The organism is Bifidobacterium sp. VU/mBH4 (B4) (genome assembly GCF_058199535.1).
Genome location: NZ_JBVPQJ010000009.1, coordinates 26629 through 48013, shown reverse-complemented (window position 1 = coordinate 48013; position 21385 = coordinate 26629). Strand labels below are relative to the sequence as shown.

19 protein-coding genes and 1 pseudogene are annotated in these 21385 nt (G+C 55.1%); 16 read left to right on the top strand and 4 right to left on the bottom strand.

The genetic code is table 11. From position 1 onward, the window contains the following. The 5 genes from AC0AII_RS08635 to AC0AII_RS08615 all read left to right on the top strand — a co-directional run. Positions 1 to 202, top strand: a 202-nt coding sequence (locus AC0AII_RS08635; RefSeq protein ID WP_490446828.1) for a hypothetical protein, incomplete at its 5' end; no start/stop codon positions are given. Between the two features lie 201 nt (positions 203 to 403). Beyond that, positions 404 to 1063: an SDR family oxidoreductase gene (locus tag AC0AII_RS08630; RefSeq protein WP_045925196.1), complete on the top strand. Its 660-nt coding sequence runs from the start codon at positions 404 to 406 to the stop codon at positions 1061 to 1063. 194 nt (positions 1064 to 1257) lie between these two features. Beyond that, positions 1258 to 2010 carry a tyrosine-protein phosphatase gene (locus AC0AII_RS08625; RefSeq protein WP_490446827.1) on the top strand — a complete coding sequence of 251 codons (753 nt, stop codon included), beginning with the start codon at positions 1258 to 1260 and terminating at the stop codon, positions 2008 to 2010. 69 nt (positions 2011 to 2079) lie between these two features. Next, positions 2080 to 3018, top strand: coding sequence for an aldo/keto reductase (locus tag AC0AII_RS08620; RefSeq protein ID WP_144085225.1), 939 nt, complete (start codon positions 2080 to 2082; stop codon positions 3016 to 3018). Positions 3019 to 3213: 195 nt separating this feature from the next. Continuing rightward, the gene (locus AC0AII_RS08615; RefSeq protein WP_313837257.1) at positions 3214 to 3465 is read left to right on the top strand and encodes a hypothetical protein; all 252 of its coding nucleotides are present in this window, start codon (positions 3214 to 3216) and stop codon (positions 3463 to 3465) included. 181 nt (positions 3466 to 3646) lie between these two features. On the opposite strand, the gene AC0AII_RS08610 is transcribed toward AC0AII_RS08615, so the two are convergent. Both AC0AII_RS08610 and AC0AII_RS08605 read right to left on the bottom strand, forming a co-directional pair. Then, entirely contained in the window at positions 3647 to 4465 is an 819-nt protein-coding gene (locus AC0AII_RS08610; protein ID WP_445340602.1) for a nitroreductase family protein, read from the bottom strand. 106 nt (positions 4466 to 4571) lie between these two features. Further along, positions 4572 to 4937 (bottom strand): DUF4235 domain-containing protein, encoded by a 366-nt coding sequence (locus tag AC0AII_RS08605; protein ID WP_490446826.1) that lies wholly within the window; start codon positions 4935 to 4937, stop codon positions 4572 to 4574. A gap of 64 nt (positions 4938 to 5001) precedes the next feature. Between AC0AII_RS08605 and AC0AII_RS08600 the strand changes: the two genes are divergently transcribed. The 6 genes from AC0AII_RS08600 to AC0AII_RS08575 all read left to right on the top strand — a co-directional run bounded on the left by AC0AII_RS08600 (position 5002) and on the right by AC0AII_RS08575 (position 11875). Then, positions 5002 to 5712 carry a histidine phosphatase family protein gene (locus AC0AII_RS08600; protein WP_490446825.1) on the top strand — a complete coding sequence of 237 codons (711 nt, stop codon included), beginning with the start codon at positions 5002 to 5004 and terminating at the stop codon, positions 5710 to 5712. Positions 5713 to 5944: 232 nt separating this feature from the next. After that, complete coding sequence (locus AC0AII_RS08595; protein ID WP_490446824.1) at positions 5945 to 7000, top strand: LacI family DNA-binding transcriptional regulator; 1056 nt, start codon at positions 5945 to 5947, stop codon at positions 6998 to 7000. A gap of 167 nt (positions 7001 to 7167) precedes the next feature. After that, entirely contained in the window at positions 7168 to 8451 is a 1284-nt protein-coding gene (locus AC0AII_RS08590) for an extracellular solute-binding protein (protein WP_490446823.1), read from the top strand. Between the two features lie 48 nt (positions 8452 to 8499). Further along, complete coding sequence (locus AC0AII_RS08585) at positions 8500 to 9384, top strand: carbohydrate ABC transporter permease (protein ID WP_490446832.1); 885 nt, start codon at positions 8500 to 8502, stop codon at positions 9382 to 9384. Further along, complete coding sequence (locus AC0AII_RS08580; protein WP_490446822.1) at positions 9377 to 10300, top strand: carbohydrate ABC transporter permease; 924 nt, start codon at positions 9377 to 9379, stop codon at positions 10298 to 10300. The genes AC0AII_RS08585 and AC0AII_RS08580 overlap by 8 nt, the downstream gene beginning before the upstream one ends. 171 nt (positions 10301 to 10471) lie before the next feature. Further along, positions 10472 to 11875, top strand: coding sequence for a GH32 C-terminal domain-containing protein (locus AC0AII_RS08575; protein WP_490446821.1), 1404 nt, complete (start codon positions 10472 to 10474; stop codon positions 11873 to 11875). Here AC0AII_RS08575 and AC0AII_RS08570 read toward each other — a convergent pair. Both AC0AII_RS08570 and AC0AII_RS08565 read right to left on the bottom strand, forming a co-directional pair. Further along, entirely contained in the window at positions 11872 to 12900 is a 1029-nt protein-coding gene (locus tag AC0AII_RS08570) for a LacI family DNA-binding transcriptional regulator (protein ID WP_490446820.1), read from the bottom strand. The two genes, AC0AII_RS08575 and AC0AII_RS08570, sit on opposite strands and share 4 nt — an antisense overlap. Positions 12901 to 12983: 83 nt before the next feature. Beyond that, positions 12984 to 14735 carry a glycoside hydrolase family 13 protein gene (locus AC0AII_RS08565; protein ID WP_490446819.1) on the bottom strand — a complete coding sequence of 584 codons (1752 nt, stop codon included), beginning with the start codon at positions 14733 to 14735 and terminating at the stop codon, positions 12984 to 12986. 447 nt (positions 14736 to 15182) lie between these two features. On the opposite strand from AC0AII_RS08565, the gene dnaK reads away from it, so the two are divergent. From dnaK to AC0AII_RS08540, 5 genes and pseudogenes are all read left to right on the top strand, one after another. Continuing rightward, positions 15183 to 17081, top strand: coding sequence for a molecular chaperone DnaK (dnaK, locus tag AC0AII_RS08560; RefSeq protein ID WP_024627812.1), 1899 nt, complete (start codon positions 15183 to 15185; stop codon positions 17079 to 17081). A gap of 1 nt (position 17082) precedes the next feature. Continuing rightward, on the top strand, positions 17083 to 17808 hold the full coding sequence (gene grpE, locus AC0AII_RS08555; protein ID WP_490446818.1) for a nucleotide exchange factor GrpE: 726 nt from the start codon (positions 17083 to 17085) through the stop codon (positions 17806 to 17808). A gap of 146 nt (positions 17809 to 17954) precedes the next feature. Beyond that, on the top strand, positions 17955 to 18959 hold the full coding sequence (locus AC0AII_RS08550; protein ID WP_490446817.1) for a DnaJ C-terminal domain-containing protein: 1005 nt from the start codon (positions 17955 to 17957) through the stop codon (positions 18957 to 18959). A gap of 52 nt (positions 18960 to 19011) precedes the next feature. Continuing rightward, the gene (locus tag AC0AII_RS08545) at positions 19012 to 19542 is read left to right on the top strand and encodes a heat shock protein transcriptional repressor HspR (protein WP_024627809.1); all 531 of its coding nucleotides are present in this window, start codon (positions 19012 to 19014) and stop codon (positions 19540 to 19542) included. 202 nt (positions 19543 to 19744) lie between these two features. Beyond that, a pseudogene (locus AC0AII_RS08540) lies at positions 19745 to 21310 on the top strand (DEAD/DEAH box helicase); the annotation flags it as partial. Between the last annotated feature and the right edge of the window lie 75 nt (positions 21311 to 21385).

Genomic DNA, 21385 nt, shown 5'->3' with positions numbered 1-21385 from the left:
GAACCCGGAAGCTAAGACCCAGCACGGCAATGGTACTGCACCCGGAAGAGTGTGGGAGAGTAGCACACCGCCGCCACAACACGTGATTAAGGGAGGCATCTCCAGGACAATATCCTTGGGGATGCCTCCCTTTTTCATATCCGCAACAGACCTGGGCTTAAAGATTCATGCCTTCTCGCACAGCCACATTCCAAGTAACTGAACACGGTTAAGCGGAATATGAAAAAGCTGCTTCGTACTCATGCTGACTTGTATTTGAGCAGCCTGCGATTTGATATTCGAAATCACTGATCCGGAAGCTCTGGCTTGTTTTGCCGCCTGTTGTTTCTGGTCCAGGACATCTAGAATGGAAAGCAGCCGAATCGGGCGCACAAAAACACATATGCTGAGAAAGCGGATAAACATGGGCAAAAGAATCATTCTTGTAGGAGCCACAGGCAGAGTAGGCGCATTGACCTGCGCTGATCTGGTAAAAGCCGGTCATGAAGTGGTCGCCTGCGCACGAGGGGCCTCGAAGATTCCCGCCAGCCAGCAGGTGGAACCAATGACTCTGGATTTGCATGACCCGCTCTCCCAAGTAACCGACGCATTCCGCAAGTCGCATGCGGATGCTGTCGTCTTCACCGCAGGATCGCGCGGCAAGGACATCAACCAGATTGACGCCCTGGGAGCCATGAAGACCATAGAGGCCGCTAAAGCGGTCGGCATCACGAGGTATGTCATGCTGGGAGCCATGTATGCAGCAGACTGGCTGCGCTGGGAGCAGCCCCAGGTCAAACCTGCCATCGACGCCCTCGCTGACTATTACGTGACCAAGAACATGGCCGACCAATACCTGATCAGCTCCGGGCTGGACTACACCATCATCGAGCCAGGCAGCCTGACCGAGCAGGAAGGCACAGGAACCATCCAGGTCGAGCCAGACGGGCCCGGTCCCATACCGATCGCCGATGTGGCACAATGCCTGGCCGACTGCGTCGACCTGGAGCAGACCATAGGCAGGATCTACAACATCATCGGAGGCAGCACGCCCATCAGCAAGGCCCTGACCGCAAACCAGTAACAGAACCCGCCAATTCCTCAAGAGCAACGCCCACCTACAGACTATGGCGTGTCTGCAGAGCAACAGGAATGGTACCTTGGCTGCATTGCTTGTTGCCTTTATGCTGTTGATCGCGCGCTGGCGCATTGCGTCCCAGTGACCTTTATGAAGGTGGGGTTGGCGTGGGGACTGGGCGCAACCGAAGGAGGTCGTCAATGAACATCACCAATTTCCGGGATCTGGGAGGCATGCGGACCATCCACGGCCGCCGGGTCCGCCAGCACAAGTTCATCCGATCAGGTCAGCTGGTGGGTCTGGACGAAGATACGAAGAGGGAGCTGGTCGACCGCTACCGGGTGACGCAGGTTGTGGATTTCCGACGGCCCTTTGAGAGACAGGAAAGTCCGGACGACAGGATCGATGGCGTGACCTTTACCAACATCGATCTGTTGGAGCAAAGCGGCACCGGCGGCGCCAGCTTGGACGATTTCGCCTCGCTGGGTTTGGCGGATCAGGTCAACGGCCACATGTTGAATGTCTACCATGACCTGGTCATGAATCCTGCGGCCCAGCAGGGGTATGGGAAGTTCCTGCGCATCGTCGTGGGCAACACACAGGGGGCTACGCTCTTCCACTGTTTTGCCGGCAAGGACAGGACCGGGTTCGCCGCGGCCCTGGTGCTCTGGCTGCTGGAGGTGGACGACGACCAGATATTCGCGGACTATCTGAAGACCAACGAGGAGAGGGTCGCGGCCAACAATCAGCTGCTGGACCAATTCCGCGCCAAGGGCTTCGACCAGGATTCACTGGACGCGCTAGAGATTGCGCTCTGCGTCAAGAAAGAATACCTGGCTCATGCCCAACAGACCATGATCGAGGCCTATGGGGACGTCTTTACCTATGCGCGGCAGGCCCTAGGGTTCGGGCCAGACCAGGTGGAGGCCCTGCGTCGCAACCTGCTTGAGTAACCGCATAAGGCTGGAAGGCGGCTGGAGCGGGTAGACTCGAGCCTAGACGTTAATTGCGAGGAGGACATTGTGCGATACATGAACTTAGGACGGTCAGGGTTCCGGGCCTCCCGTGTGGCCCTGGGGGTCATGCGGATCGATCAAAAGAGCCGCGAGGAAGCGCGGACCATTGTGGAGACGGCCATGAATGCGGGCGTTGACTTCTTCGACACTGCAGACTGCTACCATGCCGGGGCCAGCAGCCGAGCCCTGGGACAGGCTCTGAAGGATCTGAGCGTAGACCGTGACAGCGTAGGCATCCAGACCAAGTTCGGCATCTTCCGTAACCCGGACAGCGATCAGATCACCCGTTACGACTTCTCCAAGGATCACCTGCTGAAGGCCCTGGATGAGGAACTGGTCAACCTGCAGACCGACCATGTCGATTTCGTGCTGCTGCATCGCCCGGACACCCTGGTCGACTTGGACGATCTGGCCGAAGCCTTCAATGAATTGCAGACCAGTGGAAAGGTTCGGCACTTCGGCGTCAGCAACGTCAACCCCATGCAGGTGGAGCTGCTGCAGAGCGCGGTAAGCCAGCGGCTGGAGGTCAACCAGCTGCAGTTCGGCCTGGGGCACACCGGCATGGTCGACCAGGAGATCCACGTCAATATGGGCGACGATCCCAGCCTGGATCATGATGGCGGTCTTCTGGCCTATTCGCGGCTGAAGTCCATGACCATTCAGGCCTGGAGCCCCTTCCAGACCGGGTATTTCGATGGGGTCTTCCTGGACAATCCCCGCTATCCCGAACTCAATGCAGAGTTGGACAAACTGGCCAAGCAGCATGGGGTAGCCAAAAGCGCTATTGCTGTGGCCTGGATTCTGCGGCATCCCGCCGGCATACAGGTGCTTCTGGGATCTATGAACCCCGGGCGCATCACGCAGATGGCCGCTGGTGCGGATGTGGATCTGACCGCCCAGGAATGGTACGACCTCTACCTGAGCGCCGGTCACGACCTGCCCTGATCTGTGCTCTAGGGTTGCTCACGTCCACCCGGCTTTAATTGCTTCGGGTTATGAACGATTGCGCCCTGCCAGTCTGATCTTGCATCATCGGCTTGCGTCATCTGGCAGGGCCTGTCTGGCCGGGCGTTGGGCGCTATGAGTGTATAAGTGCGCAGAAGGAAAGTCAGATCGGTTTCGAGGTAGTCGTACGCTGTCATGCATTATTTCACCCCACGACGTTGCGCTGCTACGTCCAAGATCATGTATCACGATCGGGCCAAGGCCCAGCAGGCCGCCGACCGCAGCATGGTCGAACGCAACGTTCTTCTGTGGGTCTACCGTTGCGACTACTGCGGGAGCTGGCATCTGACCAGTCATGAGCCGGGCTCCTACCAGCGCACGAGGATGGGCTCGCGAACTTTGAAACCGCATAGCCGCAAACGTGGGTACAAGCCTCGTCGCAGGTGAGGCAGTCATTGCCGAGTTGATGCTGATTGACTCTGTCGGCCCCTAACAGCAAGATCGGATTCCGCTGATCTCGCTGTTAGGGGCCGATTGGGCTTTGTCTGTTCACCTAAGGCCGGTGAACTAGGCTGGTGAACATATCAGGTGAGCTCTGCAGTTGTCTGGCCAGCAGGGACTTCGTTGCCTAGCAGGCTGGGTCAAAGCCCTGTCGGCGGATCGAATCCAGCATGGGTTCGTGGCCGGAGGCGGGATTGCGAACCTTGTCAGCCATCATGGCGCTGAACGAGCGGTGGGGGTCGTCCAGGTGCCGGATGTCGCGATAATAGCGGGTGACTGTCTGATCGAAGTCAGCCAAGGCATCCTTCATGTCTGCATCATCGTCGGCCCGCTGATAGGTGTTGGTAAAGATTTGCGCCTGACGAGGCATCCTGGGCTTGGGATCCGGATCCTGGGCCGGATGGCCGATGGCAAGACCCAGCACCGGATAGACCAGTTTGGGCAGCTTCAGCAGATCAATCAACCTGTTCGTGTCATTGATGACGCTGCCCAGAATGACGCCGCCCAGGCCCAGCGCGTTGGCGGCGGTCTCCATGGCGTGCAGGGCCAGGACCGCATCGTTCTGGGACTGCAGGAAGACATAACCAGTGTTGAGCAGGGTGGTGTCCGGATCCAGATCATCGGCGAATTGTCGGACCAGATCGGCATTGCGGCGCTGGTCGGCCAGGAAGATGTAGAGCAACGGGGCTTCGGCAACATAGCGCTGATGGGCCATATCGGCGATAGCCAGCGCCTCATCATGATCCGTGATCCTGACGGCCGACCATTCATGGAAGTATCGGCTGGTCGCTGCATGCTGGGCCGCCTGCTCCAGCAGGGCGATGGTCTGGTCGTCAACCGGTTCGTCGGTGAATCCGCGGATGGAGCGTCGCTCAAGCAAGGTCCGTATGGTGGGATTGTCGGCCGGATTCGAGGCCGGGGTTTTCTGTGAATTTGATAAGGTCATTTTGACATTCTGGCCGTCAACGCCTGCCAATGCAAGACCTTGTCGTCAAAATCACGCAATCAGCGTTATCAGGACCAGCCTGGTTATCAGTCAGCGTCCTGTGCTTTCAGCGCTGATGGCGGCGATCGATCAGAGCCTGGGAACCACGCTCGAACAGGCCTGAGACCAGAGCGGTGACGGCGGCCGACAGAACGCCAAAGAGGAGGCCGGCGGTAGCGCTCTCCTGATCCTCTTCAGGGCTGTCCACGCCTCCGTTGCGCTTGCGGACCAGTCCGCCCCAGAAGGCTTGGAAGAGCTTGCCAGCCAGCAGTGCGGCGATGCTGGGAAGCGCAAACTTGACCAGCTTGTCTGTCAGCGATTCCGGGTCCGATTCAATCGAGTTGCGCATGTCATTCACCTTGCCATCCACCTGATGAAGCATGCCGACCACTTGGTCGGCCATCCTGCCAGGTTCCCGTCCTGAGTCCGTCATAGGTCCATTATCCCACATGCATGGTGCTTGGGGCGTGACCGTACCTGGGGTTAAACTGCCATCCATGGACATTGCGAAGAATACGTCGGGCAAAGATGCCTCGAACGAGAGTGAAGGCTATGCTGTGCTGCTGCGGCATGGTCAGACAGTTTGGAGCGAAACCGGACAATATACGGGGCGCACTGATATCCCCCTGACTGACCAAGGGCGCGAACAGGCCAAAGAGGCGGGTCAAAGGCTGGCTAAGGCCTTCCCCAATGGGTTTGACTCCGACTGCATTTTTTCCAGCCCCCTGCAACGAGCCAGACAGACAGCCGAGCTGGCCGGTTTCCCTGATCCGGCGCCGATGGATGAGATCTTGGAGTGGGATTACGGTCCGGCCGAGGGGCACCGTCCTCAGGATGTGGTGGCCAGCCTTGGCCGTGAGTGGAAACTGTGGATCGACGGTCCGCATGCTTTGGGCATCGATGAGCTGAGTGGCGACCGGGTGGTCGATCTGCCTTCGGGCAGCCCCGTTTCCGTGCATGTGACTCAGGGCGAAAGTCTGGATCAGGTAGCTGCCCGTGCGCGTGGGATTGTTGAATGGCTCGAGCCTCTGGTGTGTTCGGGGCGGCATGTGCTCCTGGTGGCGCACGCCCACATCCTGCGCATCCTGACGACGCAGTGGCTTGACTTGGATCCCCATAAGGCCCAGCTGTTCCGGATGAATACGGCGCATTACGGTGTTCTTGGCATCTACCAGGGCAAGCGTGTGCTCAGGCAGTGGAACGTGTGATTCGTCTCTTCACTATTATCTTTCGTGCTGAAGGTGTAATACCTTTCTCTGGGCAAAAGCCTTTTTTATGCGCGTCAGCTGTTCCTTGCTTGGTTGACTTGCTGCATAGGAAACATTTGCGTGACAGGCCGTAGCACTGACGGTATTATCGCAAGTATCAGGGGAATAGCAGCAGCTCCGAATAGTGCTTTTTGGTATTCACGAGTGGTCTGTGGCATTAGGATTGGCATTTATGGTCACACTGCAGGATGTCGCCCGCGAGGCTGGGGTGTCGATAGCTACGGCGTCTTGGGCCATCAATGATAATAGACATGTCAGGATTCCTGAAGCGACGCAGGAAAGGGTTCGCAAAGTAGCCCAGAAACTTGGGTATAGGCAGAATGCGCTGGCGCGTGGTTTGGCGCGCGGGCAGTCCGATTTGATTGGTTTTATTAGTGATGGAGTTGCGACATCTCCATTCGCCGGTCAGGTTCTCCAAGGAGCGCAGGATGAAGCTTGGAGGAGTAATAAGTTGCTGCTTGTCATTGATACAAATGGAGATGATGAGATAGCAAGCAAAGCTTGTGCCTTCATGCTTGAACATCAAGTGGAGGGAATAGCATATTCCAGTTGGGTACATCATTTGGTTACTCCGCCAAATGAATTGTCCAAAGTGAATACTGTGCTCATCAATTGTTTTGACTCAGCGATGCAATACCCAGCGGTAGTGCCCGATGAGGCGCAGGGGGGTGAGGCTGCCACAAATCTGTTGTTGGCTGCTGGACACACTCGAGTAGCATTTATAAATGACAAGGTTCGCACACCTGCTTCGGTTGGCAGATTAAAAGGTTATAAGCGGGCTCTTGCTAAAGCACGTATACCTTATGATCCCTCGTTGGTTATCCCGCGGACTGCTGATCAGGAGGGTGGCTACAGCGCAGCTGAAGCGGTTTTAGCGAGCGGCGCAGATTCGGTATTCTGCCATAATGATCGCACAGCAATGGGTTTGTATGATGCCTTGAAAAGCAGAGGGAAACGCATACCAGAAGACTTCTCGATTGTCGGATTTGATAATCAAGAAGTAATCGCGAATCACTTGCATCCTGCACTTTCAACGGTAGGGCTACCTCAATACGCGCTTGGAGTTCTCGGTATACGTTTATTGCTCGCTAACAATAGGCAAACGGAACAAAGTTCCGTTACAGACGATAATGAAGGGTCTGCAAAAAACAATATGAGAATTGCGTCTAGGCAAGAAACGATGGTGCCGTGTCCAGTGGTGAAACGTCGATCGGTCAAACCTGTTTGACCGATAAGCATTAGATAACCAGCGGCATCGCTGGCTCGGCGTAATAGTGAGTTGACAAACATAAAATTGCTGGTCTATATTAATGCTTAATCGCTTAAACATTTAAGCGATTAAGCAGCGTGATGGAGCCAGCTATAAGCCTCATCAATCTGATCAAGGAGGTTCAGATGCAAGTCGGGATGAAGGCCATCGGAGCTCTTGCAAGCATAGCGTGCATGATCTCAATCGGTGGATGCGGCAGACAAAGCGATTCATCTTCGGCCCAGGACAGTACTGCATTGAAGTCGATTGATGCTAAACCAGCCAAAGGCGAAGTAACAATGTGGGCTATGGGTGCCGAGGGGGAGGCTATGCCCAAGTTCATTAAACAATTTGAACAGGAGAATCCCGATGTGAAAATCAAGCTCACAACTCTCCCCTGGAGCAGCTATAGAGAAAAATTCCGCACTGCTGTTGCCTCAGGCACAGGCCCGGACATCTCGATGGCGGGCAATGCCGATCTAGCGGCATTTTCTGATGCATTCTCGCCTGCGCCATCAAATTTTGACCTAACGGATATTCCAATGTCATTGCGAAAAATCTCTAATGTCAACGGACGACAGATAGCAATACCCTTCTATGCCGATCCGCGAGTCATGTTCTATCGCACTGATATCGCTCAACAAGCCGGATGGGATCGCGCTCCCAAAACATGGGATGAACTGAAGCAAATGGCTTCAGACGTTCGGAAGGTAGATGGAGTCAGCTCTGGTATTTATATAGGACCGGCAGGCACGGACTCCTTCCAGAATTACCTGTTCTGGGCTTACTCCAACGGAGCTTCAATAATGAATACCGATCATTCGAAATACACCTTTGATACGCCTGAGTTCAAAGGAGCTTTGGAATATACCACTGATCTATTTAAAACTAGTATTGCGGATCCGAATGTAAGTATTGAAGCGGGAGCGGATTTGCAGCAGTTCGTAGCTGGGAAAATACCAATTATGTTCACCTCGCCATATGCACTAACAGAGCTTAAAAAACTAGGTGGCGAAGATTTTAATAATAAGTATGCAACAGCTGTTTTGCCAAAAAGCAAATCTTCAACTTCCTTTGTAGGCGGTGCCAATGTAGCTGTTTGGAAAAATTCGAAGAACAAGCAGGCGGCTTGGAAGTATATTCAATGGTTCCTTAAGCCAGAAACGCAAGTTGAATTCTACAAGGCATCTAGCGATTTGCCTGCATCGACCAAGGCTACTCAGGATAAGGTTTTGTCCGACAATCCAAAGATGGTTCCCTTCCTCGAACAGGTTAAAGATGTTAAGTCTGTGCCATACGCGTCTACTTGGCCCCAGCTTCTTGCATACGCTGATAAGGAGTTTGAACATATTTGCAAAGGCACGGTAACTGTTGAAGCCGGACTAGCAGACATTCAAAAGCAAGCTGACTCCTTGGGTGTAGGAAAGTGAATTGGTTTTATGCGTCGAGATAAGAACCAATCCTCTGACGTGAAGGCGATGACGGTCCTGCGCCGCCGCAGGACCGTCATCGCCTGGGGATTCTCTTTACCATTCGTCATTGTTTTCGTGCTGTTTATGCTGGTGCCTCTGTTGTCATCGCTGGCAATGTCTTTCACAGACATAGGATCTAGTGATATTCAGACTCCTTTCAACGTGAACTTCGTGGGATTCCATAATTTCATGTCTTTGTTCAGCGATAAGCAATTCTGGAGTTCCATGCGGGTTACGGCTTTGTTCGTTTTGGTTGGTTTACCTCTTACCATGGCCGTCGCTCTGGCCTTGGCTGTGGCTCTGAACAAGGGGCTGCGCCGTGTTAATGCCTTTTTCCGAGCACTATTCTATGCGCCAGTGGTGGCATCAACCATAGCCATAGCAGTCGTGTGGCGATACATTCTTCAGAACGATGGCCTACTTAATTCATTACTTGCGATAATCAATGTGCAAGGTCCTGACTGGTTACACGATACACGAACCGCGTTGCCTTCTTTGATCGTGATGGCAACCTGGCGGAATGTAGGAACCTTGATGATTATCTTCATCGCAGGTTTGCAGGCCATACCAACTGAGGTTTTGGAAGCTGCATCTATGGATGGGGCTGGGGAATGGACAAAGTTTAGACGCATTGTGTTGCCGCTGCTGAAACCTACGCTTCTGCTTGGCGCGGTTCTGCAATCAGTCTCGTATCTGCAATTCTTCGACGAACCGTTTGTGATGACTGAAGGAGGGCCTCTTGGGTCTACCTTGTCAGCTTCGTATTACATTTACGAAAAATTCGGATTTGGTCAATATGGTATTTCTTCCGCAGCCAGCTATGTCCTATTTATCATCATCGCCGCGGTCAGCGCTCTTCAATTCAGATTGATGAGGAATAAGGATGAGTGAATTAATGAAATCATCGGTAGCAGTTCTATCAAGTCGACAGCGTCAACCTAGAATGACGGACGCAATCGTCCCTGACAACCGCCCTTCGTTATGGAGAAGATTTCGTAAAGCTCACGGTATTACATACGTGGTTCTTAGTTTTTTCGCTTGTATTTGGATATTTCCCTTCTTTTGGATGATTTTGGGATCGTTGAAAACTCAACGCGAGATCATGCAAATACCTCCTACCTTTTTTCCTCAGAACCCGACTTTTAGTAACTTCACACGTTGGTTTACCGAACTTGATTTCGGCACCTTCTTTATCAATAGTGCTATTGTTGCCGTCGTCACAACATTAGGAAACCTTGTATTCTGCTCAATGGTTGGGTATGCTCTGGCTAAAATCGATTTCGCCGGCAAGAACCTGCTCTTCGGACTGGTAATGATAACTTTGATGGTGCCGAGTGTGGCAACTTTTGTGCCTTTGTTTGTCATCATTACGAACATGCACATGCTCAATACGTACATGTCTCTGATATTGCCTTTCTTGACACAGCCGTTAGGTGTCTTTTTGATGAGACAATTCATGATGGGTATTCCAGATGCTCTATTGGAGGCTGGGAGGATTGATGGTGCAGGCGAGTTGCGGATTTTCTTCCAGATCGTTCTTCCTCAATGCAAACCGCCTATGGCGACTTTGGCTGTCTTAACATTTCTCTCTTCTTGGAATAACTTTCTTTGGCCGCTTGTTGCGGCGCAGTCAAACAAAATGTATACGCTGCCTGTTGCCTTGTCTTTGTACTCCACGGGTCAGCAGGCGACAGACTATAGCATTCTTTTAGCAGGTGCGGTACTGGTCGTTACACCGATTCTCTTACTATTCATCTTCTTGCAGAAGTACTTCATCCAGGGGGTGACAATGAGCGGGATCAAATAACCAAGCATTGGAATCGATTCTCGGTTTAAGTGGAGCCCAAACGTGTCGACTGCAACTGAATGTAAAAGTGTTGCTGTTTAGCCACGGAATTCGGTCCGCATCTCCGCTGATCGTAAATTCCTTTAATCACAATTAACCTGTTGCGCATGATCGCCCAGCAGGTTGTGGCTCATGAAAGGGCGCATGATGAGCAAACTGTATTATCAATTTCCAGGCACTTGGTTCGGTGACTGTATGCCATTTGGCAAAGGTGATGAATTCTATCTATTCCATCAGAGGGATACGCGTAGGCCTGCTCCGTTTGGTGAGCCATTTGGGTGGAGCTTGGTAACGACCAAGGATTTTGTCCACTACCAGGATCACGGGGTGGTATTGCCTCCTGGAGGAAAGGATGATCAGGATCAGTTTATATATGCTGGGAGTGTGTGTGAGGCAGAAGGTCAATATCACATTTTCTATACTGGCTATAATCGTGACTATTCAGCAAAACAGCTAACTCCTCAAGTTCTCATGCATGCAACCAGTACGGATCTGCTTCATTGGCATAAGACTAATGATGAGCTTACTTTCAAACCCCAGCCAGGATATGATGCAGATGACTGGCGCGACCCATGGATCATATGGGATCCTGACAATAAGCGATATTTGCTGATCCTAGGGACTCGCTTGCAAGGGCCGAAAACTATGCAGACAGGTCGAACTGTTCAGTTCTCTTCTCAGGATTTGCAACATTGGAATTTTGAAGGTGACTTCTGGGCTCCTGGAATGTATACCATGCATGAAATGCCAGATCTTTTTAAAATTGGGGATTGGTGGTATCACATTGTCACTGAATACAGTGATCGGCATGGAATGACATATAGGATGTCCCGTAGCTTGAAAGGTCCCTGGATTGCCAAATGGGATGATGCTTTTGATGGCAGTGCGTATTATGCAGGTCGTACTTTCGAGTTGAATGGTAAAAGAATACTATTCGGCTGGGTTGGCACCAAAGAGCATAATGCTGATGATGGCAACTACGAATGGGGAGGCACTTTCGTGCCTCACCAGATATCTCAGCGCGATGACGGAACACTTGCAGCCGCACCGGTTGATACCTTGTGGTCGGCATTCGCTGAAGGAGAGTGCTTACCGGATTGCTCTCTAGTTGGAGAGTATGAACGCAGCGTCCAGATGCTCGCTTCAGAATGCGGTTCTCTATTCGCGTTTGAGGCAGATCTGTCTTTTGACAAGGGAACGAGTTCATTTGGTGTTTTAATCAATGACAATCCAAAAACTGGCGAAGCATATAGGTGCATATTCAATGTGAGTGAGCAACGCGTTGAATTTGATGGTGTGCCTAATTATCCTTGGTTCAGAGTCATGAATATAGGTTTAAATCGGCCTATCCAATTGACGCCAGGGCAAGTTTGTCATCTTCAGGTGATTGTCGATGACACCATAGTTACAATATATGCTAACGGTGTCGCGTTGACCAGTAGAATGTACAGCCACCATGGCGGTACGCTCGGGGCTTTTGTGACGAACGGTTCAATTCATCTTTCGCATATGAAATTGCACCGTGGATTACGCTAATTAACCAGTATCGTATCAGGATTCTTCGGTGTAGCTGTACTGTTTCGTTCGATGAGGGCAGCAGTACAGCTCTCAAAAGGAGAATTCGTCTTTCCTTTATTGAGCAGGTCAAGTATTTTAGTGCCGGCGATCATACCCAGCTGAGTCGGCAGTTGCCTTATGGTTGTCAACCCCGTTTCTCTGGCATAACGGCTATCATCGAATCCGATTATGGAGAATTGACCAGGGACCGCAACGTTTCTATGGCGTAATTCCAATAACAACGGAATGGCGATTTCGTCGTCCTGGCAAGCTACAGCTGTCGGTCGGCTCTTCATCGTCAAAAGCCTGTCAGATAGGACTTCTGCCATATTCGGCCTACGCTCGGTCACGATTAGTCGCGGATTGATTTCCTTGAGTTTACAAGTCCGAGCGAATGATTCCCAACGTCTATTGGCGCTGAAGCGCAGTATACGTTCTGCTGTCCGAGTTGCGACAAAAACAATGTTCCGGTGTCCTAATGAAATGAGGTGGTTGGCCATAAGAGCTCCTCCGTGGAAATCATCCGTGTTGACGGAGGCGGCCATCCTTGCGTCAATAGGCGAATTTATGCCGATTAGTGGGACTCCCATAGTTGCTAATCGGTCGATTTCGTGGGTCTTAATATCGAAAGATGAGACAACAACGGCATCTACGTTGCGACGCTCAGGCAGATCATCAAAAAAACATTGCTGTTCCCTGTAAGTTCCGATTTGCCAGATTGCGAGATCATACTCTGCTGGTCGAAAAACCGTATTTAATCCTTCCAGAATTGAAGCGTTGAACCATGAGCTGATTGGGCCGCTGACTAGTAAAGCGATCCTGAATGCTCTGCCAGATTTTAGTGCTGTTGCTGATCGAAGAATAGTAAAGTCAAGTTTTCGAGCTTTCTCTATAACGCGATGCCTGGTTTTCTTTGAGACAAGGTCGGGCCGGTTGAACGCTCTGGATACAGTTGATACCGAAACATGCGCAGCGGCCGCAACTTCTTGTATGGTTGCTCCCATCGGTGCCTTTCTATTAAGAGTTCCAATAAAATGACTAAGGGCGAGTTGTCGTATTCGCGTGGATATGCACCTCGCCCTCGGAATCATACGTTCAGTTCGACCCACGCTGTCGTATCTTTTTGCAACTGTTCCCCCGGACAATCTGAGGAGGAAATGATGATTCTTCCGTCAGGTAAGGAGATGGGTGTTTCCCCAAAATTGGTTATTACGGCTAGTCTGGAGCCTTTATGAATAGTTGGTCTGCTATACGCTATGACATGTCTGCTATCGTATTTCCGTAGCCACGAAAGCTGTGTGTCCTGTGTTTTGGTGAGGAAATTTTTCCTCACTCGTATAGCGTGCTTGTACAGCATCAACATAGAGGCATCATCATCGCGCTCGCCTTCAACGGTGAAATCCTTGAACCATAAAGGCTGTGGAAGATGGGGATTAGAGGGAGTGTGGCTTTCAATATCCGAAAATCCGAAGGATGCGCCGGTACCAAAATGCTTGTTCCAAACGGCTGGATCTGGCATATCCCGAGGGGACCAGGGAAGTGGCACACGACATCCATCGCGTCCCTTTTCCTCTAAGGCCTCTCGTGATCGAACCGCAGTGGGGTCTTCGAGCATGTTCCACGGTATGTCTGCAACTTCGAACAAACCCAGTTCTTCGCCCTGATAAACGTATACAGATCCTGGTAAGCCTAGTTCCAGAAGAATAGCTGCTCGTGCCCTTTTAGTCCCAAGCGTTCTGTTCTCAAAATATGATTCGCCGTTCCTGAGCACCCAGTCTTTGGCAATTTGATGCTGAGTTCTTGCGGGCACTTGTGGAAGTGCGTATCTGCTGGCATGGCGCACAATATCATGATTACTCATGACCCACGTAGCAGTTGATTTCGATCGGTCGGCTGACATTAGTCCAGCCAATATTGCACGTTTCATCGACTCGGCTGTCCACTCGGCCTTTGCAAATTCGAAATTGAAGACTTGGCCTAGTTCATCTTCAGATGAATACAAGTATTGATGATCCGGGTCCACCCAGGCTTCGCCTACTGCAAACCTTGGAGGAGTATATTCGTTAAAAACTTTCCGCCATTCCTTATATATATCGTGCACTTCCGGTCGGTCCCATAGCGGGTTGGCTCCGTCAGGATTATGTTTATTTTGCAGACTCCATTTGTTTAGATCATTGAGATCCCGAGTCAATACATCTTTGGCCAATCCATGGGCAACATCGATACGGAATCCATCGGTCCCATGATCAGACCAGAACCGTAGAGTCCTAAGGAAGTCCTTATGGACATCTTGATTGAGCCAATTGAGGTCGGGCTGTTCTCTCGCGAAAGAATGCAGATACCACTCACCATCACCAACAAGCTCCCATGCTGAGCCGCCGAATTCTGCAATCCAGTCAGTCGGCGGTATCTCACCATTCTTGCCGCGGCCATGGCGGAATATGTATCTATCTCTGGCTGATGAACCCTTTGGAGAAGCCAGTGCTTCCTTAAACCAAGGATGTTGATTGGAGGTGTGGTTTGGGACGATGTCTACGATCACACGGATGTCAGCTTTATGCGCGGCGGTGATCATGTTATCGAAATCCGCTATTGTGCCTAAACGCGGGTCAACATCACGGTAATTGATGACATCATAACCGCCGTCTGCTAAAGCCGATGGGTAAAAAGGGGAAAGCCAGATGGCATCAATGCCCAAATCTACGAGATAATCGATTTTTGAGGTGATTCCTGGAATGTCGCCGATACCGTCATTGTTTGAATCTTTGAAACTGCGTGGATAAATCTGATATACGACAGCCTGTTTCCACCAATCGCTGCTGCCTTGACATGAATGCATGTTCTTCCTTTTGCTCGCTGCGCTTTAGAAGCGTCGTCGTTGACTCGTGTATGTGATTTTTCCTGTATCCAGTGCTAATGCAAAACGCATTGGTCCGCACTCGTTTTTTATCATATGAAGCATGGATGACAACGTTTGCAAATGCTTACTATGCTGCGTCTCAAGTCTTGTCTGGTGAGTAGCGAAAACAGCATATTGGGGGTCAAGCCGTTGTGGGATATGAAACGGCTGACATGACTGGAGTCAGGATTGTTGTGAAACAGGGAATAATATTTGCCAGAAGAAGTTGAGTGATGTAGGCTCAAGTTTCGGAGTGGTCATGATGGCTGCTTGCCCGGGCCGACGGAAGCCGGCCATCGGGACCACGAACGAAGCGCGAGCGGAGAACGTGAACGATGAGGTGCAGGGCCAGACCCTGCGCCCCAATTTCATCAGGAGGTAATGAGTATGGCACGTGCAGTTGGCATTGATCTGGGAACCACCAATTCCTGCATTGCAACCCTGGAGGGCGGCGAGCCCACCGTAATCGTCAACGCTGAGGGCGCGCGGACCACGCCATCGGTGGTGGCGTTCAGCAAGTCCGGCGAGATTCTGGTCGGCGAAGTGGCCAAGCGCCAGGCGGTCACCAACGTGGACCGGACCATCAGCTCGGTCAAGCGTCACATGGGCACCGACTGGTCCGTCGAGATCGACGGCAAGAAGTGGACCCCGCAGGAGATTTCGGCCCAGATCCTCATGAAGCTCAAGAGGGATGCCGAGTCCTACCTGGGCGAACCCGTCACCGACGCGGTCATCACCTGCCCTGCATACTTCAACGACGCTCAGCGCCAGGCCACCAAGGATGCCGGCAAGATCGCCGGTCTGAACGTCCTGCGCATCATCAACGAGCCCACCGCCGCGGCCCTGGCCTACGGCCTGGAGAAGGGCAAGGAGGATGAGCGCATCCTGGTCTTCGATCTGGGCGGCGGCACCTTCGACGTCTCCCTGCTGGAGATCGGCAAGGACGACGACGGCTTCTCCACCATTCAGGTTCAGGCCACCAACGGCGACAACAAGCTGGGCGGCGATGACTGGGATCAGAAGATCATCGACTGGCTGGTCAGCGAGGTCAAGAACAAGTACAACGTGGATCTGTCCAAGGACAAGATCGCCCTGCAGCGGCTCAAGGAAGCTGCTGAGCAGGCCAAGAAGGAGCTGAGCTCCTCCTCGTCCACCAGCATCTCCATGCAGTACCTGGCCATGACCCCCGACGGGACTCCAGTCCACCTGGACGAGACCCTGACCCGGGCGCACTTCGAAGAGATGACCTCTGACCTGCTGGGCCGCTGCCGCACGCCTTTCAACAACGTGCTGCACGATGCCGGCATTTCGGTTCAGGACATCGATCACGTGGTGCTGGTCGGCGGCTCCACCCGTATGCCCGCCGTCAAGGACCTGGTCAAGGAACTGACCGGCGGCAAGGAAGCCAACCAGACCGTCAACCCTGATGAGGTCGTGGCTGTCGGCGCTGCCGTGCAGTCCGGCGTCATCAAGGGCGACCGCAAGGACGTGCTGCTGATCGACGTGACCCCGCTCTCCCTGGGCATCGAGACCAAGGGCGGCATCATGACCAAGCTGATTGACCGCAACACCGCCATCCCGACCAAGCGCTCCGAGGTGTTCTCGACCGCTGAGGACAACCAGCCTTCCGTGCTGATCCAGGTCTACCAGGGCGAGCGCGAATTCGCACGTGACAACAAGCCCCTGGGCACCTTCGAGCTGACGGGCATCGCTCCGGCTCCGCGCGGCGTTCCTCAGATCGAGGTCACCTTCGACATCGACGCCAACGGCATCGTGCACGTCTCCGCCAAGGACAAGGGCACCGGCAAGGAGCAGTCCATGACCATCACCGGCGGTTCCGCCCTGCCCAAGGACGAGATCGACCGCATGGTCAAGGAGGCCGAGGCTCACGAGGCCGAGGACAAGCAGCGTCGTGAGGACGCAGACACCCGCAATGCCGCCGAGTCCGCCGCCTACCAGACCGAGAAGCTGGTCAACGACAACAAGGACAAGATCTCCGACGAGGTGGCCAAGGAGGTCACCGACAAGGTCAACGCTCTGAAAGAGGCTCTGAAGGGCGAGGACATGGACAAGATCAAGAACGCCCAGAGCGAGCTGATGACCTCTGCCCAGAAGATCGGCCAGGCCCTCTACGCCCAGCAAGGCTCCGCTGACGGTGCAGGCGCCCAGGGCGCTGCAGGTGCCGCCGGTGCTGCCTCGGGTGCAGGCTCCTCCTCGTCCGCCGATGACGACGTGGTGGATGCCGAGGTCGTGGACGACGACGACAAGAAGAAGGACGGCGAGTGACATGTCGGCCTTCGACAAGGATGATGCCGGGCCGCTGAAGGGCGACCCGGCCGCCGCCGGCGAACCGGACGGGAACGAGGCCAAGGCCTCCGACGCCGCTTCGACACCTGATCAGGAAGCGGCTCGCGGCCGTCATGCCGGCGAGAGCGCTGCAGACGAGAGCCAGGCGGCTAGCCAGTCCTCGTCGGATTCCTCCGTCAAGGACGCGTCGTCAGCGGATGCTCAGGCTGATGACAAGACTGATGCTGACTCGGCCAAGGAGGACGGTGCCGACAAGGGATCAGATGGGCTGACTCCTCTGGGCCAGGCCAAGAAGGAGGCCGCCGATTACCTGGAGGCTCTCCAGCGCGAGCGGGCCGAGTTCGTCAACTTCCGCAACCGCGCCAAGAAAGAGCAGGACATCTTCCGCCAGCACGGCATCGTGGATGTGCTGACCGCCCTTCTTCCGGCCCTTGATGACATTGACCGGATCAAGGAGCACGGGCAGATGGACGACTCCTTCCAGGCCGTGGCCAAGAAGATCGACAAGACCTTCGAGAAATTCGGCGTCGAGAAGTTCGGTGAGAAAGGCGAGGACTTCGACCCCACCAAGCATGAGGCCATCCTGCACAAGCCGGACCCCGATGCCAAGAAAGAGACCGTTGACACGGTCGTTGAGGCAGGCTATCGGATCGGCGACCGGGTGATCCGGGCTGCCAGGGTAGTGGTGACTTCGCCCGGGCAGTAGCAGGGACGGTGATTGCGGACCTTCCGCAGGCTGAATCGACGCCTTCGCATGCGGCGGCTGGTGGGTTATGGCCCTGCCCGCCGCCGCACGCGAAAGGGCGGATTCCAATTCGATATATTCGTAGCTTATGAGGAAAGGAGACATGGATGGCTGAGAATGAATGGCTGAGCAAGGACTATTACAAGGTCCTTGGTGTCTCCAAGGACGCCAGCGAAGCGGAGATCACCAAGGCCTACCGCAAGCTTGCCCGCAAATACCATCCCGATCTCAATAAGACCAAGGAGGCTGAGGAGAAGTTCAAGGACATCTCCGAGGCCTACGACGTGCTCAGCAACAAGGAGCAACGTCAGAAGTACGACGCCATCCGCCAGTTCGGCATGGGGGGAGCCCGGTTCGCCGGGGGTTCCGGCCAGGGTGGCTTCAACACCGATGCATTCTCGGACATCTTCGGCTCCATGTTCGGCGGGGCCGGGGCGCCGGGAGGCACCCGCATCCGGTTCGGTGACGGTTCAGGACAGCCCGATTTCGCTGACATCTTCTCCTCCTTCGGCGGGGGTGCCGGTGGTGGCGGTCGGACCGCCTATCGGGAGAGCAGGCCCAATCCTGTCAAGGGCGAGGATCGCAATTCGCGCATCGGCCTGTCCTTCCGTCAGGCGGTCAAGGGTGCCACGGTCTCCCTGAGTGTGGGTGGCAAGCGCTTCAAGACGCATATCCCCGCTGGGGTTCACAACGGTCAGCGGATCAGGCTGGCTGGCAAGGGTCGGCCTGGCAGGGACGGGGGCGCCAATGGCGACCTCTACCTGCAGATCAGCGTTCAGCCCAGCCAGCGGTTCACCATGGAGGACAGGGATCTGGTCATGGCCCTGCCGGTGACGGTATCCGAGGCAGCCCTGGGGGCCAAGGTCCAGGCCCGGGACATCGACGACCAGGTCGTCACCTTCAAAATCCCGGCTGGCTCCTCCAGCGGCGACGAGATTCGCATCGCCGGCAAGGGGGTACAAGACCGGCGTGGCAAGGGCGACCTGGTGGGGCGGCTTGAGATCCGCATGCCCGGTCGGTTGGGCATGGCCCAGAAGAAGGCCATGCGTGACTTTGCCAAGTCCAGTGGCGACTTCGACGAGCAGATCGCCGGGGAACGCATGAAGATATGACGATCCTGATGGAGGATCAGGTTGGAACGAACAGCGGAGAGGAGTGATGATCATGGTCAGGGTGGATCCCGAGACCAGGCGGATCTATCTGGCCTGCGCTCGCGGTTTGGTGGCCGGGCGCATCAGTCTGGATGCTGCTGACGATGCCGGCTTGGACATCGAGTTGCCGGTCTTCAGCGTCGGTCAGGTCGGGCAGTTGGCCAACATCCATCCGCAGACCCTGCGCCAATATGACCGGCTGGGTCTGATCGTGCCGGAACGGACCGAGGGGGGTGCGCGCCGCTACTCCCTGCGGGATCTGGATCGGCTGGGTCAGGCCCAGCATCTGAGCCAGGACGAGTCCATCAACCTGGCCGGGGTGACGAGGATCCTGGCCCTGGCCGAGGAGAATCGCCAGCTGAGGCGCCAGCTGCGTCGCTCCCACCAGTCACAAGGATCCAGTATGTTTGCCGCCGCTGCCGACGGCCGGGTCGTCGAGGTCAGGCGATCCAGCAGGGCCCGGCTCTGGCGGCAGGACACGACGCATGACGAGGCCGATCCGACCGAGTCCAAATCGCTGATCGTCTGGAGCGTACGCTCCTGAGGCAGGTGCGGGCCCTGTGCTATGGTGTACAGGTTGGCCGCTCGCCCAAGAGCTGCGGCTGATCGTCGCCTGAATGCTTTGAGTACGGGGAAACCGCTTGCGCGAAATTCGTCATTCTCTGCTTTGCACGCGGCCTGCGAACTGTCGACCGACAGTACCGTTTTCTTCCCTGTTGTGAAAGGTCATTGTGACTGCTTCATCCATGCCCGATTCCAATTCGTCCAATTCCGACCATTCTGCTGCAGAACCTATGGCTGCAGAACCTATGACTTTTGACCAGCTAGGGGTGCCTGAACCCTTGGTTCGTGTCCTGCGCAAGGACGGCAAGACCAGCGCCTTCCCCATCCAACGCGACACCCTGCCTGATGCTCTGGCTGGCCGCGACATCCTGGGTCGGGGCCGGACGGGTTCCGGCAAGACCCTGGCCTTCAGCATCCCTCTGGTGGCTCGACTGGCTGCCGACGATGGAGGACGTGCTCGCCATGGCCGCGGGGATGCCGCCAGATCAGGCAGTCTGCCCCGCCCGCGCGGTCTTGTCCTGGCTCCTACCCGCGAGCTGGCCAATCAAATCGACGAGGTTCTCAATCCGCTGGCTCAGGCTTACGGCATGCGGACCTGCACCGTCTACGGCGGCGTTGGCCAGGGCCGTCAGGTCGATGCTCTTCGGCGCGGGGCCAAGATTGTGGTGGCCTGCCCGGGTCGCTTGGAGGATCTGCTCCGTCAGCACAAGCTCAGCCTGGAGGACGTGGAGATCGCCGTGCTGGACGAGGCCGACGAGATGGCCGACATGGGCTTCCTGCTTGCCGTGGAGCGGATACTGGCCCAGGTTCGTCCGGGTGGTCAGCGCATGCTTTTCTCGGCCACTCTGGATCATGGAGTGGATGCCGTGGTCAAGCGCTTCCTCAAGGATCCCAAGATTCACGAGGTGGACTCAGCTACCCAGCATGTGGATCTGATGACCCACCACATCTTCCGCACCACCCAGGCCGCCAAGCATGATCTCGTGCGCAAGCTGGCCTCGGGCACCGGACGGCGCATTCTCTTCACCCGGACCAAATTCCAGGCCAAGAAGCTGGCCAAGAATCTGATCGACAACGGCATCCCGGCCGCACAGCTGCATGGCAACCTTTCGCAGAATCAGCGCGATCGCAATCTGGGGGCGTTCTCCCGGGGCGAGGTGAAGGTCCTGGTGGCTACCGACGTGGCCGCCCGCGGTGTGGACATCAGTGACGTAGACCTCGTGGTTCAGGTGGATCCACCAGCCGATCCCAAGTCCTTTCTGCATCGGTCAGGGCGTACGGCCCGGGCCGGCCGTTCCGGCGACGTGGTCACCTTGGTCCTGCCCGACCAGTGGCGCGACACCAGGCGGATGCTGCGCCTGGCCCATATCGATGCCAAGCCGGTTCAGGTGACCGCCGATTCGCCCGAGGTCACCGAACTCGTAGGGCCCGTGGCCAAGCCGGTGCACGGCTGGTCCTTGCAGGCCGAGCAGCCGCAGGCCTCGGGCGGCCGGTCTGCCCATGGAGGCCGTGGCGGCCGAAGCGGACATCGGGATCGTCGGCCTTACCGTTCCCGGAGGTCAAGTGACCGACCGGCACTCGATCGTGAGGATGGTCCCTTGGACGGCCGGACCCGAGGCCATCGTCATTCCGGCAGCAGCGAGCGGACCCGTGGTCACGACCAGGGCCGTGGCAGCGGCCGCGCTGGCTCTCGTTTTGACGCGGACCGTCGTGGGTTCCGCCGCGGTCATCGTCGTCATCGTCGCGATGGCAACCCCTTCCGCTCTGCCTCCAAGCGTTGATCCGCTGATGTGCGTATTGCAGTAATGCGCCCATCGTGGTTG

Excerpts from the sequence above, each read along its gene's own strand:
- AC0AII_RS08630 (WP_045925196.1), top strand. The coding sequence starts at position 404 with ATGGGCAAAAGAATCATTCTTGTAGGAGCCACAGGCAGAGTAGGCGCA.
- AC0AII_RS08625 (WP_490446827.1), top strand. The coding sequence starts at position 1,258 with ATGAACATCACCAATTTCCGGGATCTGGGAGGCATGCGGACCATCCAC.
- AC0AII_RS08615 (WP_313837257.1), top strand. The coding sequence starts at position 3,214 with ATGCATTATTTCACCCCACGACGTTGCGCTGCTACGTCCAAGATCATG.
- AC0AII_RS08610 (WP_445340602.1), bottom strand. The coding sequence starts at position 4,465 with ATGACCTTATCAAATTCACAGAAAACCCCGGCCTCGAATCCGGCCGAC.
- AC0AII_RS08605 (WP_490446826.1), bottom strand. The coding sequence starts at position 4,937 with ATGACGGACTCAGGACGGGAACCTGGCAGGATGGCCGACCAAGTGGTC.
- AC0AII_RS08600 (WP_490446825.1), top strand. The coding sequence starts at position 5,002 with ATGGACATTGCGAAGAATACGTCGGGCAAAGATGCCTCGAACGAGAGT.
- AC0AII_RS08595 (WP_490446824.1), top strand. The coding sequence starts at position 5,945 with ATGGTCACACTGCAGGATGTCGCCCGCGAGGCTGGGGTGTCGATAGCT.
- AC0AII_RS08590 (WP_490446823.1), top strand. The coding sequence starts at position 7,168 with ATGCAAGTCGGGATGAAGGCCATCGGAGCTCTTGCAAGCATAGCGTGC.
- AC0AII_RS08585 (WP_490446832.1), top strand. The coding sequence starts at position 8,500 with ATGACGGTCCTGCGCCGCCGCAGGACCGTCATCGCCTGGGGATTCTCT.
- AC0AII_RS08580 (WP_490446822.1), top strand. The coding sequence starts at position 9,377 with ATGAGTGAATTAATGAAATCATCGGTAGCAGTTCTATCAAGTCGACAG.
- AC0AII_RS08575 (WP_490446821.1), top strand. The coding sequence starts at position 10,472 with ATGAAAGGGCGCATGATGAGCAAACTGTATTATCAATTTCCAGGCACT.
- AC0AII_RS08570 (WP_490446820.1), bottom strand. The coding sequence starts at position 12,900 with ATGGGAGCAACCATACAAGAAGTTGCGGCCGCTGCGCATGTTTCGGTA.
- AC0AII_RS08565 (WP_490446819.1), bottom strand. The coding sequence starts at position 14,735 with ATGCATTCATGTCAAGGCAGCAGCGATTGGTGGAAACAGGCTGTCGTA.
- dnaK (WP_024627812.1), top strand. The coding sequence starts at position 15,183 with ATGGCACGTGCAGTTGGCATTGATCTGGGAACCACCAATTCCTGCATT.
- grpE (WP_490446818.1), top strand. The coding sequence starts at position 17,083 with ATGTCGGCCTTCGACAAGGATGATGCCGGGCCGCTGAAGGGCGACCCG.
- AC0AII_RS08550 (WP_490446817.1), top strand. The coding sequence starts at position 17,955 with ATGGCTGAGAATGAATGGCTGAGCAAGGACTATTACAAGGTCCTTGGT.
- AC0AII_RS08545 (WP_024627809.1), top strand. The coding sequence starts at position 19,012 with ATGGTCAGGGTGGATCCCGAGACCAGGCGGATCTATCTGGCCTGCGCT.